General features: G+C 39.8%; 8 protein-coding genes. 1 reads left to right on the top strand and 7 read right to left on the bottom strand.

Annotated features, from left to right (window positions below):
- Positions 1-1809 carry a UvrD-helicase domain-containing protein gene (locus ACFO3N_RS18005; protein ID WP_379800043.1) on the top strand — a complete coding sequence of 603 codons (1809 nt, stop codon included), beginning with the start codon at positions 1-3 and terminating at the stop codon, positions 1807-1809.
- Positions 1810-2235: 426 nt separating this feature from the next.
- Here the strand turns inward: ACFO3N_RS18005 and ACFO3N_RS18000 are convergent, their stop codons facing one another.
- The 7 genes from ACFO3N_RS18000 to ACFO3N_RS17970 all read right to left on the bottom strand — a co-directional run bounded on the left by ACFO3N_RS18000 (position 2236) and on the right by ACFO3N_RS17970 (position 14981).
- Positions 2236-3456, bottom strand: a complete 1221-nt coding sequence (locus ACFO3N_RS18000; RefSeq protein ID WP_379800041.1) for a phospholipase D family protein — start codon at positions 3454-3456, stop codon at positions 2236-2238.
- Between the two features lie 114 nt (positions 3457-3570).
- On the bottom strand, positions 3571-4875 hold the full coding sequence (locus ACFO3N_RS17995; protein ID WP_379800039.1) for a HEPN/Toprim-associated domain-containing protein: 1305 nt from the start codon (positions 4873-4875) through the stop codon (positions 3571-3573).
- A 159-nt stretch (positions 4876-5034) separates the two neighbouring features.
- Positions 5035-5736, bottom strand: coding sequence for a hypothetical protein (locus ACFO3N_RS17990; RefSeq protein WP_379800037.1), 702 nt, complete (start codon positions 5734-5736; stop codon positions 5035-5037).
- A gap of 108 nt (positions 5737-5844) precedes the next feature.
- Positions 5845-11097, bottom strand: a complete 5253-nt coding sequence (locus ACFO3N_RS17985) for an ATP-binding protein (protein ID WP_379800035.1) — start codon at positions 11095-11097, stop codon at positions 5845-5847.
- Between the two features lie 193 nt (positions 11098-11290).
- Positions 11291-13276, bottom strand: a complete 1986-nt coding sequence (gene mobC, locus ACFO3N_RS17980) for a conjugal transfer protein MobC (protein WP_379800033.1) — start codon at positions 13274-13276, stop codon at positions 11291-11293.
- A 17-nt stretch (positions 13277-13293) separates the two neighbouring features.
- Entirely contained in the window at positions 13294-14604 is a 1311-nt protein-coding gene (locus ACFO3N_RS17975; RefSeq protein ID WP_379800031.1) for a relaxase/mobilization nuclease domain-containing protein, read from the bottom strand.
- Positions 14592-14981 carry a plasmid mobilization protein gene (locus tag ACFO3N_RS17970; RefSeq protein ID WP_379800029.1) on the bottom strand — a complete coding sequence of 130 codons (390 nt, stop codon included), beginning with the start codon at positions 14979-14981 and terminating at the stop codon, positions 14592-14594. The genes ACFO3N_RS17975 and ACFO3N_RS17970 overlap by 13 nt, the downstream gene beginning before the upstream one ends.
- Positions 14982-15065 lie beyond the last annotated feature (84 nt).

The following is a 15065-nucleotide window of genomic DNA, read 5'->3' as shown; positions in this document are numbered from 1 at the left end:
ATGTACGGCAGCTTATCTGAATCGCAAAAAATAATTTTGGATTACAATGATGGAACAGTAGTTGTAAAAGCTTGTCCGGGAAGCGGCAAAACATACTCGCTTGCCGCAAGGATATCCAGGCTTTTGAAGGAATCTCAAGCAGGCAAAAAAGGCTTGTGCGTAATTTCATTCACCAATATCGCATGCATGGAAATCGAAGACAGGCTTGCAAATAATTTCTCAACAATAGTTCCATTAAAACATCCTCATTTTTTTGGCACTATAGACAGTTTTATCAATACTTTTATTTTTCTTCCATTCGGCCATCTGATAATGGGCTGCGATTCAAGGCCGGAGCTTGTAGGCGAACCCCATGCTCCGTGGAGCGTTAAAAGATCTGACTGGGATTACGACCAGTATTTCGACAAAACCACTTTTGACGCTGACGATATGCTTATTCCGATCGCCCCGTATCAGGCTTTTGGTTTCCGATGGAATTATTACAATAAAGACGGCAAAACTGTAAACGGCAATATATTGAGAATAATGAGGTCAAAAAACACATTGTTCAAGAAAGGATATGCCAACCAGTCCGATGCCAACTATCTTTCGTTAAAGGTTCTTCAGAAATATCCTTTGATTGCCCAAAATATCGCTCAAAAATTTTCTCATTTCATGATTGACGAATGCCAGGATACCAATGATGTGCATATGAAAATCATTGATATCCTAAACGAACAGGGCGGCAGCAATATCATGCTTGTCGGCGACCGCGACCAGTCAATCTTTGAATGGAATGATGCAAAGCCTGAACTATTCGACCAGAAATATAATTTATGGGATAAAATTCTACTCAATCAAAACAGAAGAAGTTCACAGCTCATCTGCAATTTCATAAAAAACCTATCCTCTTTTGAAGAAATAAATGCAGTCAATGAAAAGGTCAAAGATTCAGCCATAGAACCATCAATTTATGGTTACATCACTCCTAAAAACGCAACTGCAAAAGACAAGACAATAATAACCTTGGAACAGAGCGTCGAAAACTTTAAAGAAATCCTAAACAATTTTCTTGATGAATGCCGCAAGAACAAAATTCCAATAGACAAGGAAAACACTGCAGTCCTGTACAGAGGCAATTCCAGCTCAAAATACTTGGGACTCAGATCCGATCTCAATGATTTCGAAACTATTCCGTGGACCACAAATCATCATCATGTAAAAAATATCATCAAAGGCCGACATATGTATGAGAATGGATCCTTTAACAAAGGCTACAAATTAATGGAAAAAGGATATTTTGAAGCGCTGATGCGCCCTTCGAATCCCCAATTTTACTGCAACACCCAATTTGTGGCAGACAGAATATATACAAACGGGATAAAACAGCACCGCAAGGAAGTTTTCAGTTTTATAGAATGCCTGCCTGCAACCAAATATAAGACTTTGAACGAGTGGGTAGAACAGGCAAACAAGGTATTAAGAGAAGCTGCATTTGCTCTAGAATTCAGAATTGAATCACAATTTGGAAACATAGCCATAGATGATTATTTCGGGCAAGACCTCAACAGTGAAAAACTGCACCCCTTTTATTTTGGAACGGTCCATTCTGTCAAAGGCAAAACATTTCAGGCCGTTTTGCTGCTGCTTGGGAAGAAGGCTGTCCGCAAAAATTATGCTACCATAATAAATTCAGATCCTGCAGTTCTCAATGCAAATGATCTTGAAGAACTCAGAATTGTATATGTGGCCTTATCCCGTCCCGAAATCCTACTGCAGATGGCCGTACCGGATTCAGATCTTGCGCTTTGGACAGGCAAAATGAACTAGCAGCAACGTCTATATTTTGTTTCACACGCTGTCCTGTTGAAAAAACGAAAGTCCGGATCAGGCCAGAAGTGAGGTCCGGCTTCGCAGGAGAATTTTCAGAGCGCAATCCCATCGATTCAGGCTTGAAGGGAAAAAAATGCATCAAAACCTGTAATTTCTGCCAAGTCTGCACCAGATTATTAGCTTCTACATAATGTCTGGAAAGCAGCGCATTCTGCTTTATAAATGTCAGTGAAGTGGCTACAGTATTGGCATGATAGAGGTATTGCAGGCCTTTTTCCCTTAAAATCCTATATACTTCTTTTGAGGGCAGTGCGTAATTTTCCATTTTTTATAAATATTTCTCAGTTTTCCATTCTAATGTCAAGTATACAATACATTGCAGCACCACAATTTAAAAAATGATATGTTTCAGGCGAATCATTCTTAAACAAAAAAATCGTAAATCCATCCAAGTCTATGAAACTCAAAAAGAACTGTTTCAGGGAAATTCTCCTCTGACAATTCAATATCGGTGCAATTAAAATTCCGTCCTATTGTAAAATAATATTTAAAATCATCAGTAAGAAGAATTTTTTTTAGATGCGCTGCATTTTCCACTTTCGATACCGAAACATTAACACTTTTGACATCAATCCAATAGGATCCCCCCAAGTCCTTAATTTTCTCGTGCAGCAATTGGACAAAAAATTCATTATTCAGGTTTGATCTGAGTTTCTCTCTTTCTGTCCTGCTTCCCCTATTTTTGCCAATCATCAGCCAAATACCGATTTCATTGCCTCTTAATATTATCTGGAGCCTTGGATGATCAAAAAGTTTACCTTTGCCGGTCCCATAGTGCAGCCACATAGCGTCAAGATTTGGTCTGCTTCTTGGTGTATGCGCATGGCTGGAAACAATATTGCCGCTTCTTGAATGGCAATGTAAATTATTGAGGCCAAAATCTGTGAATCTTTTATATATTTGGTCATGCAGAGATAAAAACTTTAATTTTACCCGCTTTCTTTTATCTTTCGCCATGTTGGATTTATCCCATTGGTATGCAGCAGAAAAAGCTTCAAAATCTTCAAAACCGAAATACTGTTTTTCCAGATCAATGGCAATCGTTCCTGAAGTCGGTAGCTCTGACCTGAATCTGTCAAAATCCGCTTTATTCACTCTTTGTCTCTGCCTGATAGCGTTATATACTTCAGAGTACTGTGTAATGAGATCCGCATCCAGTTCCATGGAAGATTCATAAAGATCCTTGAACCAACTCCGGATCTCGCCGCACTGATCCTGTGAATCAATCTTGACAGTCATCTCCAGATTATTGGACAAGCCTCCCTGAGTGGTGTTCGCTGAGCCGATAAAAGCAACATACCTGCCATCTTTTTGTTCAATCAGATAAACTTTGGGATGAAAGGTGTACTGAGGCTTGCATACTTTTGTCTTTGTTAACCCATCGTTGCTTTTTTCTAATAACAGTTTCAGCATTTGGGGATTGACCGCCAAATCAAGACCTATAACATAATTGCATTTACAGTCCGAGGATTTGTTTTTTTCTATAAATTCATAACCTGATCTGGAAATAAGAGCCGTAGCTATAAAAAAAGCTTTTGCGTCCTTAAGAGCCGGTCCCAATTCCTTTTCTAAATTTAAGATCATTTTTACAACTAGTTTAATTAAATCTCATAGGGCTAAAATAACTAAATTTGATTATTACAAAGCATCAAATATAAACTGCTGTTGTTCCTGCCTAAATGCAGAACTTTATTGCAGTCAGATGTATTTCAACGGTGTCGGTGCATGGTCCATACTGGCTGCGGCCTCAAAAATTCTTTCAAATACTGAAATCAGGCCGCTCCAATCATGATCAGACTGCAAAGCTTCTTTTTTTTGCGCAGCTTTAGCTTTTTTGAAGTAGTTCTTCTGAAGCCGGGCTTTGCCTGAAATTTCTCCCTGAAAAATTTTCAGCTGTGGCTCAATACTTCTCCATTTGACCGGGGCCAACTGGCCGGCATCGTCTGCCAGGATATCAATTCCCAAGTACATCTCAATGCTGCAGGCGCATCCATTGACATTTTCATGCTTTATCATCCCATCAGACCCGATGGTAGGATAGCTGTCTGCAAGCTCTATTGGAGGCAGGGATATTATTCTGAAATTTTCCGGGAATTTTATTTTTTTCAGGCGCTGAAACGATGCCAAACCAGCCGCATCGTAATCAAACAATACTATAATCTTATTGCTGATTCCTGCTGCGGCAAAAGACTTGACAGTCTTTTCCAGCATCGCCGATCCCCCCTCCGCCTTATAATCATCAAAATCGAGAAAAGAAAAATAATTCGACACCTGCGGATATAGTAATCTCAATGCTTTCATTAAAATTTTACTGTCGGAAGCCCCTTCTGTGAGAATAATGATTTTCTGGAATGGCAAAGAAGAATCAAGATAGGATTGCGCCGTATGGGCACAAACAGGCTCCTTTTCCCCATAATATCCTGAATAGACCACATCGGTCAAATCCAAAACCAATTCTGAATCCGGATCTGCGGCTTCCAATAGGCCACGAAGAACGTATCCTATGCCAATATTTGGATATCCTAAATACATATCCTGATGAATATCATCAAATTCAAGCATAAAATGAACAATACCATCCTGCTGTTCAAGATTCTCGCTGTAATCTGTAATATTATTTTCGAAGATATGCTTAATTAGATCTATCCAATGCCCAAATCCCCCCTTCTTTAAAGTATTTAGATGATCGATATCATCTTCACAATCAAATTGAGCTCTGGTCAGTAAAGCATTTTCTATACCCTCACTGTATTTGCGCTTAACTTTATCCAAAGTATAGCCCATAATTTCAAGCCTGAGTTTTATGGCCGATGCAGAAGCCGCATACTCGCAGGTCGGCACATTATCATCATCAGCGATAGGACTGCTGTAATAGGTCTGGTAGGGTACCATACGGCTTCGACGGTCTTCTTCAGTAAAGAAACACGACCACGAGGTGCTGATATAACTTTTTGACTGGTCTATTTCGTAACCATTTAATGCTAACGTGCAATAACTTCCCATATAATTTAAATTATCAAAACAAAATTTAGCCCGAAGAGAGATACAGCTGCTAAATTCGTTGAAAGAAATCTAATCTTTGATTAGCCAATTTCAATAGAACCGGCTTTCCCCTAAAAATCGTAAACTGAAATAAAAAAATGCAGTTTATGATTATTAAAATCAGTATTCATAGTCAAGCAATTCGCTTTCTATCCCAATATCCCGCAGCAGAAAATATACGTCTTCGGCTATATCTGTTGATGTAAAATTATAGCTGATGCTGCTTCCGTGATAAATATTGTGATCCTTGATTATAAATCTCAACTGAAGCAGTTTATCAATTGTCAATTTCGAAAAGAACTTAAAGGCTCCAAGATCCAGTTCCGCAAACAAGACCATTTTTGAAAGATCTGCTCTGCTGTATATTCTTGCAAAACAAGATAATTCAATATCGTTCAAATCTTTTACTCCTTCAATGATGATTAGGTCCTTGTAGTTTATTTTCTTGCCCTCAGCTAAAATCTGTCCGGCATAATATCCCAAAATCATAGCTCCATATATGGACTTAGAGTTGATTGCGTTTTCAATCGTATTGCTTAAAAAATCAAAATTTCTTTCATTTTTCAGATAGTCTTTCAGCTTATCGACATCCTTAAAATCAGTAAGGCCATGATCATGCAGGCTGCCGGCGTATGATTTCAGGAATTTCTTGAATTTTCTCTTTTTGTTAAAAGTGTACAGCGAATGAATGGCTTTGATAGGCGCAAAGACATCAGCCGCCGTATCGGTCAGATCTTTAACAGGCTCAAAATATGCGTCAATTATATCATCCAGCCTTTCAACATTATCCATTACGTTTTTGCTAATTCCTATAATATCCATATACAAAATTTTTATAAAATTTATTAAATCTAAAATACATAATCATAAATATGGCTGCTCCGCTGAAGCCAAACTTTATAGTTCTTTGCCATCAGCTGCTAACTGCTTTTAAGAAAGCAAAATCCTGTCCTGAAGTTCTAGTCCTATTGGATTCTGCCTCGAAACCAAGTAGGTCACTATTTTTTTGAATCGAAGGAAAAGCTGCTTATCTGATTTGAATTGGATTGCGCAGTTCTCCCATAAAAAGCTCGCAGTTCCTGCCAGATAATTCTCGTGCGCAAACTCAACGCGAACAAAACCTTTACGCGGTTCAATCTTGTCGCCAATTGCGCCAAGCTCCAAATAGTGGACTACGATATCCAGCCCTTCTCTGATGTGCTTCATGCCAGGTTTTATTCTCATAAGAATCAAGATACGATATACCGTATCTTGATCGTATCTCCTATTCTGCGCCCATTTGATAACTTCCAAAATAGCCTTGTCATAAAAAAAAGAATACTCGTCGGCTGTCCACCACTTGATCATGGTGCCATTAATACCCAGCAAAGCGTGGTGGATATCCTTTCCGCTATAATGGCGATCCACCTTCCATGCTTTGCATTTCTCTGCAAAATCAATCATAGCGAGCCACGTCGCATAAATATTTGTTTTTTTATCGTCGCGTACCAAGTTGTTAATGAAAAAGCTTTCCATGAAGATAATGATCGCATCAGCCATCTGCGGACCGTATAAGAACAGCGGCTTCCATAATTCTTCCGAAAGAGAGGTTGCCAAGGCTTCATCATCGAGAACCAATCTGGAAATTTTTCCAAGCAGCCATACATCAAATTCATCGGGATACTCGCTTCGATCTGAAAAATTCTCTTTTGCGGGGCCCTGTTCGAACAAAAGCTGTTCATAGAGCTGTTTGAGGAGCTGGCAGAGATGCTTGCTATCTTCCACTTCAAGACCGTCCAGATCCGGCACCACAACAAATGCATGATGGAGCATTTCCTTACTTATGCCGGGACTTTTTGCAAAATCATCTTCGAATGGATTCCAGCTGTTGATGGTTTTTGGACGTACGCTGCGAATTTCGGCCCAGCTGATGAGTTTTTTTTCAGTCCTTCCATAAATGAAATCCTGCGTGATTTCATCAATATATTTACTGTAATCGAAGCGCTCAGCTTTTGCAGCAGATTCCCCAAAACCATAATCAGGTATTGCTGAACTGAAATTTCTGTCAGTCCCGACAGCATTTAGTATAACCAGATTCTGTAGCTGCACAAAATTTGCCTCCGACCATGATAGCCGCTCAGCCATTTCATAGAACAAAATGCTCAGGGTATCATAAGGGCATTTTACTGCCAGCATTGCAATTATGCCCCGTACCCGTATGCTGTTGAGATCACTGCTCCAGATGAAAGATAAGATCCTTGCCGCAAAAGCGCTCCAGGAATCGCCCATATCAGTTTGATAAAATGAATTAGGCTGCGGCTGATAGCCTCTTACTGCGTTTTCAATATATGCAATCATCCATTCCACGCGATCCGGGTGCTTATCAATCCAGTTTTCCCTACTGTAGAAAAGAAATGCACAGCCAGCCAAAAAGCATTGCTGGCTTCCGCCATATGATAAATACGGAATATCGTCAGGAACCTGGGAAATGTTTAAAACGGTGTCCCATAAACTTGAGCATTCCTCTGCATTAAGCTTGGTTCCATTTTTAATTCCCTGCAGGCATTTGAAAGGGAAAACAAGCAGGTCAAATCCCAATTCGGCATCCGACCTTGCAGATTCGAGTTCTTTGCTTAATGATTTGGGTTCTTTATATATCAAGGGCGAGTCTGGATCAGACCCTTGTGCAATATAATTATCCAAGTCAAAAAAAGAGATCAGGCGCTTCAGATAGTCCGAATACCGCCTGTCATCCTTTATTCCATCAAGCAGAATAGTCCATTGTTTCCTTATTTCCCTGTAAAGCTGCTGCAACTGCACCTCTTTGAGGAACAAAGTGATGCATACCCCGCCCATTGATCTGTTCCTTTGCGGCATATTATGCCATTGCGCTGCCAGCTCTCTTGTTCTTGAATCGAAGCTTTGGGATCCAATAAGCTGATGGCCCTCTATGCCGGTTCCACGAAAATCCAGATCCTTTTCCAAAAAGTAAAAATCAACTACCGGCAGCAAATCTGCCAGCGGTCCCAAATAAAGTTCAGCCTTATATTTGCCAAGCGAGTTGAGAACACCCAGGAAGGCAACAGATGCCCCTTCCTTTAAGATTAAATCAATATATTTGCCGATATCATTTGCCTTATCAATCTCATCCATAAGAAATTTTTCAAGTGCCTGCAGGGCGCTTACCACAGAATGAGGCGCTCCTGTGGCATCCCTGAACCAATAATACATATAAAAATCACCGATGTACTTCCTCTCTGCTCCATCATAATTCATCTGAAGCGACGGCACGGGCTTATTTTTATGATTAAAATCATTAGTCCACTGCTGTGCTGCGAAATTAACAAACTTAAGCACAAGATTAAGCCCCGCCAGAGGCTGGAGTCTGAAAAAAGCCAAAAATGGGCCTCTGGTATAAAATGGAGGAAACCAGCCTCTCGGATCTTTGATATCCAGATTGTAATGCGAGGAACCATAGCCAAAAGAAACTTCTTTGGGCCTTTCGATCAACAAGGCAAGGATTACCTCCATTGCAGCTTCCGGACAAGCGGCGATCAGGGGCGTCAGGGCATTTTCATCCAGGCAGACTTTTTGAAACTCCCTATCCACATTTTCGTAAGGCCCGTCTGGCCACTGGATTTTATCCCTGATTTTTGATGATGCAAATAATGATATTACCGGACTGGGTACCATTTCGGATTCAGGATCTTCCACGGGATTCCTTTCAACCTTGATTCTCTTGCACAATTTTAATGCAAGTTCTGTGACCTCCTTCGTATATTCATTCGCGGCAGCCAGAAATGCCTTGTAAACAAACTTGTCTTCGTCTGCTTTTGCATGGCCATTATTAAATTTAAAATCGAACATCTTTCTGGCATTTTCCAGAGCCAACTGTGCTACTTCCTTTCTGAACGGCACTCCAACACTAGTGTTATTAAGCCACATCAAGCATAGCGCAGCAATTTTTTTGCTTGAATAAATTATCACCTCTTTCCTGAAATCATATAAGAATACAATCAGACTGGGCCAATATAGGTAATCTGGCACCCTGAAGTAGGAAGCAGCTTCTGTAGCAGTAAATATGCCCTGGCTTACTGCCCTGTGCAAAACCTCCTGATTAGGCCTTGTCGCCTTAATCAGAAACTGTCCCATGAAACGATCGAACAGCTTGCCTTGATCCTCCTTCAACAAATCATAAACTGCTGACAAATGATTAAATGGATCAGCTGAAAAAAAGATGGATTCAAGCAGAAGATCCTGGACTATTTTTTCTGCGGGTTCAAGTTCTGACAAAGATTTCATAAAAGTTTTCCATGAGCTCCCCAGATCATTTTTATCAAGCAGATATATCCCATAAAGCCGTATGGCTTTGCGCCAGAGCGGCGAGCCTAATTCAAGGGACAGCAAATAGCTTTTCAAATCAAGATCTTTTGAACGCAGAAGCTTATATCGCGCCCAATCACCCAAAAGATCATGGCTAAGGAATAATTTATCATCATTCTCATAAATTATCTTACCTTGTTTTATCCTATCAAGAGGCATCAATTCATTTATGCTGAATTCCGAAACCGGAACAGCGGTGCTGAACATCTGCGCCTGCTTTTCGGCATACACCTGCATAAATCTGGATCCCGTACTATCAAATTCTTCTTTCCAAATCCAGTCTATAATTGTCGTTTCGCCTAAAAAAGCACTTTCCGGAACCACCCTGCCCGATAATAATTTAACCGCAAGAAGATCCAAATATTTCAAATTGTTCAGAATCAAAAGAAGATGTTTGTGCTTGAACAAATCCGACAATTCAGGAATTTCTTTGTAAAACAATTCCAGATGTTTCAAAATATCAAGCTCAACGCTGCAGCTCTCAGATTCAAAAGGCAAGTTGATCCTAAAAAAACGCTCCACAACATCGCCATAATCATCGTTCTGGCAGGTAAAGATTATCTTCCATTGCGATTCCGGCTGAAGGGCTGCTTCGAGCATCTCATGCAATATCCTCAAATCGTCCTCTTTGAAGAAGCGGTCTATACCATCGATTACCAGAAATGAGCAAGGTTTCTGAATCCTTTCAAAGAGCTCACCAATGTTATGCTGCAGCCCAAAGAATTCTGCCAGATTATTTTTCTGTATGCTTAGAGAATCAATCCATACATAATTATTTTCAAAATCACTTTCACGCTCAACAAGCTTTTTGACAAGCGCTGATTTGCCGCAGCCTGATCTTCCCAGTACAAAAACGGCCTTATTTTTGTCTATTGCCTTTCTTAATTCGTCGATTTCTTCAGTTCTGGGAAGATTAACCTTTCCTCCTATAGAATCACGGATAGCCGAAACTGCCGCATTGCTTTTCGCATATATTTTCCGCCAGTCGGCTACATGGTTTGGAAAGCCTTTCAAATCATATTGGTTGCGGAATCTGCCTATCAGTTTTTTATAGTCAAGAAAACCAGAAACGGGAGACAGCTCAGAACCAATTGTGCAGAGCGACTCATAAAGCTGTATTTCATTTTTCCCATCCGGTTCACTGAGAATTTCTTTTGCCATCGCAATAATGGAATTTTCATCTGTCGAATTCGACTTTTCAAAATCAAACTCCAGGAAGAACAGCCTGCCCAATAACAGGACGGTATCTTCCTGTGTCAAGCCATATTTTGATGCCAATTCGGGAGGTGCGTTGAAGCCCTCAAAAAGTCTGCGTTTAGTTTTCGAAAAGCCTCCCTGATCTTTTGATATGCGTTCAGCAAAGGTCTTGGGATCCATTTCCTTAGCAATCGCAATCAATTCAGTCAGATCACTGGATATTGATGGACGTATCAAAGAATTTACGATGCATAGATAGTCTCTTGCAGGGTCAAAAACCTTCTGCGGTTCTCCCACATACTGATTCCAAAGGTCATTCACAAGATCCTTGCTGGGTCCCTTGGTATTGAACTGAATATTGCTTTTTACCGATACTGCAGTCCTGGAGATTTCTCCATGAACGTTCTGCTGGGTCAATAGAAGATCATCGAAGAGCCATCCCTCTGCCCTAACCTGAAAATCTATTCTGGTAATCTTTCCCAGCCCGCGGCTTAATGCTATCGCATCTGCCAAAAAATGGGCGCAGAACCATGCGGTAACCTTATGCTCAAAAACAAATCCTCCTCCTCCTGTTTGTTTCGGCGTTGCGACTTCTCTTATTTTATTGTTCTTATTATCTGCCATCTGTCCAATCTTAAAATGAAAATTCAAGTACTTTGAAGGAGGAACTAAAATATGGAAATAAACAAGATAAACCGCAAATATTTTCTGCTTCGAGGGCAAATAAACTGCTGCACAAAAACAGATGGCGCGACGCACCAATCAATTTTATCAGCAGCGCCAATAACTAGATATCGCAATCTTCATTAAGCCAGCTTCAATTATCTTTCTTATTGACCACCAAGTGCGATAGTGCCGAATCATTCAGCAGACGTTCCATTTCTGAATTAATGATATCCTGCACGTCCTGTTTAATCTGCAGATAATTCCGCTGAATCATAGATTCATCAATTCTGCGGACCAATGGGATTTCCTTAAAACTGTCTTCCTCTTTTCTCAAAGAATCATGATCATTAATGATCTCGCTGTGAAAAGTTTTGAGTTCAATTTTGCAGTCGGGATTATCAGCCACCATGCCCACAAATTCTCCTGAACTGAGTGCTGAAATTTTAGATGGCGGAACTGCCGATTCCAATTGTTTTGAGCGGCTGATGGAGGTATCACTGCTGTTGATTGAAAGACTTTCCCTGTCCTGCAGAATTTTGCCAAAACGCTCTGATAACTGCTTGGAGGTATCACCTGTTACCTGCCCTGAAATGATGTTTCCAGTGATATTCATAATTACATCTGCCTGCTCTCTTCCATAGTCCTTTCGAAGCTGGCTGAAATCCTGAATTCCTAAACATGTGGCCACTTTATTACTTCTTGCTGTTGCGATAAGGCTGTCCATATTGTTGAGATAAATGGTCGGAAATTCATCAAAAATGAGGCTAGATTTGAGCCTGCCTTTTTTATTTACCAGCTTTACCAGCCTGTTTACATACAGGGATAAAACCGCTCCGTAGATCTGTATTTTCTGCGGATTGTTTCCCATGCAGACAATCTTGGGCTCGTCTGGATTATTAATGTCTAAAGTAAAATCATTACCTGACAGCACATAATAAAGCTGGGGAGACGACAAACGCGCCATGGCAATTTTAGCGGTGCCGATCTGCCCCTCCAGCTGGTCATTTGCCTCCTGTAGGTAAGCACTGATAAAAGGATTAATCAGCACCTCAATTTCCTTTTCTGTCCTAAGTAATGTAAAGAGATTATCGTAATCTGCCTGCATAAGTTCAATGACATGCGGCAGGGTACAGAATTCCCCATCACTATACTTTCTGAGATACCAGATAACAGCGGAAAGAAAATTAATGGGAGACTCTACAAAAAAGTCTCCCTGCTTTCTAATCCATTCCCTGTTGAGCCCCATCAAAATGGTGCGGGCAGATTCCGATGCGTCTGTAATATCTTCCATTCCTTTTGGATCCAAAGGATTGCATCTGTGCATAATTTTATCAAAATTTATAAAGTAGCATTTGGGAATTATTTTATAGGCTTCTTTATTTTTTTCAAAAGTATTGTAGACGATTTTGGAGAGATCATCATACTTGAAATCATACACAAACATGCTGAATCCTTTCTGTATATGCTGGGTTATAACATGTCTGATGACAAAATAGGATTTTCCGGAACCGGGACTTCCTAAAACCAACACTCCCCGAAATGGATTTATAATATTAATCCAGCTTTTTCGGATCCTATTTTTCAAATAATAGCGGGCAGGAAGGTTAATGGAGTATTCATTTTCCAAAAGCCTTTCTTCCTGAGGAAAAGTTTCATTCTCCCTGTTAAAAACATCTACATTCTGAAATTTTGTTTTTATTATTCTGGATAATAAAGTTCCTCCTGAAAGCATCAACAGGAATCCCAAAGATGTTACGCTAATATAGATTCCAGATTTGTAAACTCCATTAAGGGGAAGATAAAAAACAACCACTGCGGCAAAGTAAACCAACAGACCGTTGAAAATATAAACCAAAGCTATTCTGTAATTCATCTTCTGGTCTTTTTTCCCTCTCGCTCCTATGAGAGAAACTGCCAATAGCAGCAGTGAAAAAAGTTTGGATTTATGGAAATCATCAAAAAGTCCAGTTTTGGAAATCCTGCTTATAATTTTCTCCATGATTTCACCTGCAAGATGACAGCGCACAAAAGCTTCATAGCAGAAAAAATAAAAATGCAATACCAGTATAATGATACTGATTAATCTTGTCATATCCAGTATTTTTCTCAGCGCCTGTTCATTCTCTCCTGTCTGCATAGCCATTTTCTTTAGATTTATAAATTATTAGAACGTCTTCTTACTCTTTTCTTTTTTGATGCTTTTTTAAGCTGATTTGGAACATAAGAAACATCATTTTCAACCTTGGTTATTACCTCTATCATCTTTTCAACAGCAGATTTGAAATCAAGGGATTTGAGATCCTGCTGCAGGTCTTTGAAAACGTTTTCCTTATTGTTTTCCAGACTAACAGCTTTATTAGATTTAGATGTCTCAGACAGAATTGGAATTGGCTTTTCTTTTTCCTTTTCAAAAGATAAACGGCATCGCTGCTCTATCAATTTAGAACTGTAGGGCTTTCCTAAATCGCTTCCGTTAAATACGCATTTTGAAGTGTGGTCCACATAAGTAATCCCATAAAGCTGTCCTCCCTCACTTTTTCTGAAAACTATATTTATTCCCTCCTTTTCCATCTTTAATGCAAGATCAGAAAGCGAAACACAGCTGTTTAAAAATATACGATCAACAGCACTGGCAATTCTCTTCTTATGGGATGCTGTCTTAGTATTCAGCAGAAACTTCTTCTGCAGAAATTTTAAAGTCGGTTTACTATAAAATCCGCTTGATTTCAAAGGAACACCCACAGGTTTTCCATTCTCGTCCAGCGTTCTGTAAACCAGACCATTTTTTTTGAATATTCTTGAATTTTCCTCGCCCCTGTCCGCCTTTACATTATACAGCCCCAGTACTGCATTCAGCTCGGAGAGGCTTTTGTATTTGTATGCCGGAAGCACATGATCAAGAACCGACTGTACAGCGCTTTTCGATTCTGTTCTGCCGTATTTAATCTTTGAAAGCACAACAGGTTTGACAAGCTCATGTCTGGTTTTTTTCTTTTCCTGAGCCTGAACCAGACCGAACATTTTTTCAATCTCCTTTCGCGCCGCCTCAGACTGATTTTTTCCTATATTCTGCATATCAATCCTGCTGCCGTCTTCACGAACTTTTATAGATACCAGATGCAGATGCGGATGTCCCGCATCATAATGCCTGTAAATGAGATAAGGCTGGTTTCCAAAACCTATTTTCTGCATATACTGCGATGCTATTTCAAGCATCTTTTCATTTGATAATGCAGATTCTGAAGGATCAAAATTCAGTGAAATATGCACGCTGTTCCTCTTTACATTTTCATTAAGTGAATTCTGTTTCAGAAGTCTGTTAAGCTTCATCACACCAGTTAATTTTGCAGCTTCCAGAGGATAATTCCCTTCCCCGATACATTCGGCAATTCCTTCTTTCACTTTATTTTCGTTGTAGTTAAAAATATTATGCACAGAATTGCCTGTCTTAATTACTGCAACCATTTTTCAGTAATTTTCTGGAAGTGAATTTTAATTTCCTCCACCTTCTCCAACAGTATTTTCCGTTCGAATTCAGAGTTTAAAATCCATGTTTTAAATTCCGGAATCTGCCTCAGGGTATGCAGTTTTTTTACAGACTGATTGAAGTTGTTTCCAAGAGAATGAAGCTCCCTTTTGAGCCTTATAACTTCAGCCATAAATTCATCAAGCGACTCGTTTCTATACTTTACAGTGACGGGCTTATTAAACAAATGCATCCGTATATAATCGCTGAGCTTTCGGCAGGTGCTTGCTTTCCATTTTCTTTCTATTTTCTGATATTCTTCAGGCGTAAAACGCAGTCCCACAATCCGTGTTCTGTTTGAAGTTTCCTTTTTCATCATCAATCATTTTCATTACTTTTTCAATCTCTTTTAGCCTTTCAGTTTCACTGCCTACGAGTTCCGAGTATAAGGCAGCAAGAT

This window comes from Flavobacterium chungangensis, from assembly GCF_042654045.1.
GTDB lineage: Bacteria > Bacteroidota > Bacteroidia > Flavobacteriales > Flavobacteriaceae > Flavobacterium > Flavobacterium chungangensis.
This window is presented reverse-complemented; position numbering and strand designations above follow the sequence as displayed.

Coding starts and splice junctions, on each gene's coding strand:
- ACFO3N_RS18005 (WP_379800043.1), top strand. CDS start 1: ATGTACGGCAGCTTATCTGAATCGCAAAAAATAATTTTGGATTACAAT.
- ACFO3N_RS18000 (WP_379800041.1), bottom strand. CDS start 3,456: ATGATCTTAAATTTAGAAAAGGAATTGGGACCGGCTCTTAAGGACGCA.
- ACFO3N_RS17995 (WP_379800039.1), bottom strand. CDS start 4,875: ATGGGAAGTTATTGCACGTTAGCATTAAATGGTTACGAAATAGACCAG.
- ACFO3N_RS17990 (WP_379800037.1), bottom strand. CDS start 5,736: ATGGATATTATAGGAATTAGCAAAAACGTAATGGATAATGTTGAAAGG.
- ACFO3N_RS17985 (WP_379800035.1), bottom strand. CDS start 11,097: ATGGCAGATAATAAGAACAATAAAATAAGAGAAGTCGCAACGCCGAAA.
- mobC (WP_379800033.1), bottom strand. CDS start 13,276: ATGCAGACAGGAGAGAATGAACAGGCGCTGAGAAAAATACTGGATATG.
- ACFO3N_RS17975 (WP_379800031.1), bottom strand. CDS start 14,604: ATGGTTGCAGTAATTAAGACAGGCAATTCTGTGCATAATATTTTTAAC.
- ACFO3N_RS17970 (WP_379800029.1), bottom strand. CDS start 14,981: ATGAAAAAGGAAACTTCAAACAGAACACGGATTGTGGGACTGCGTTTT.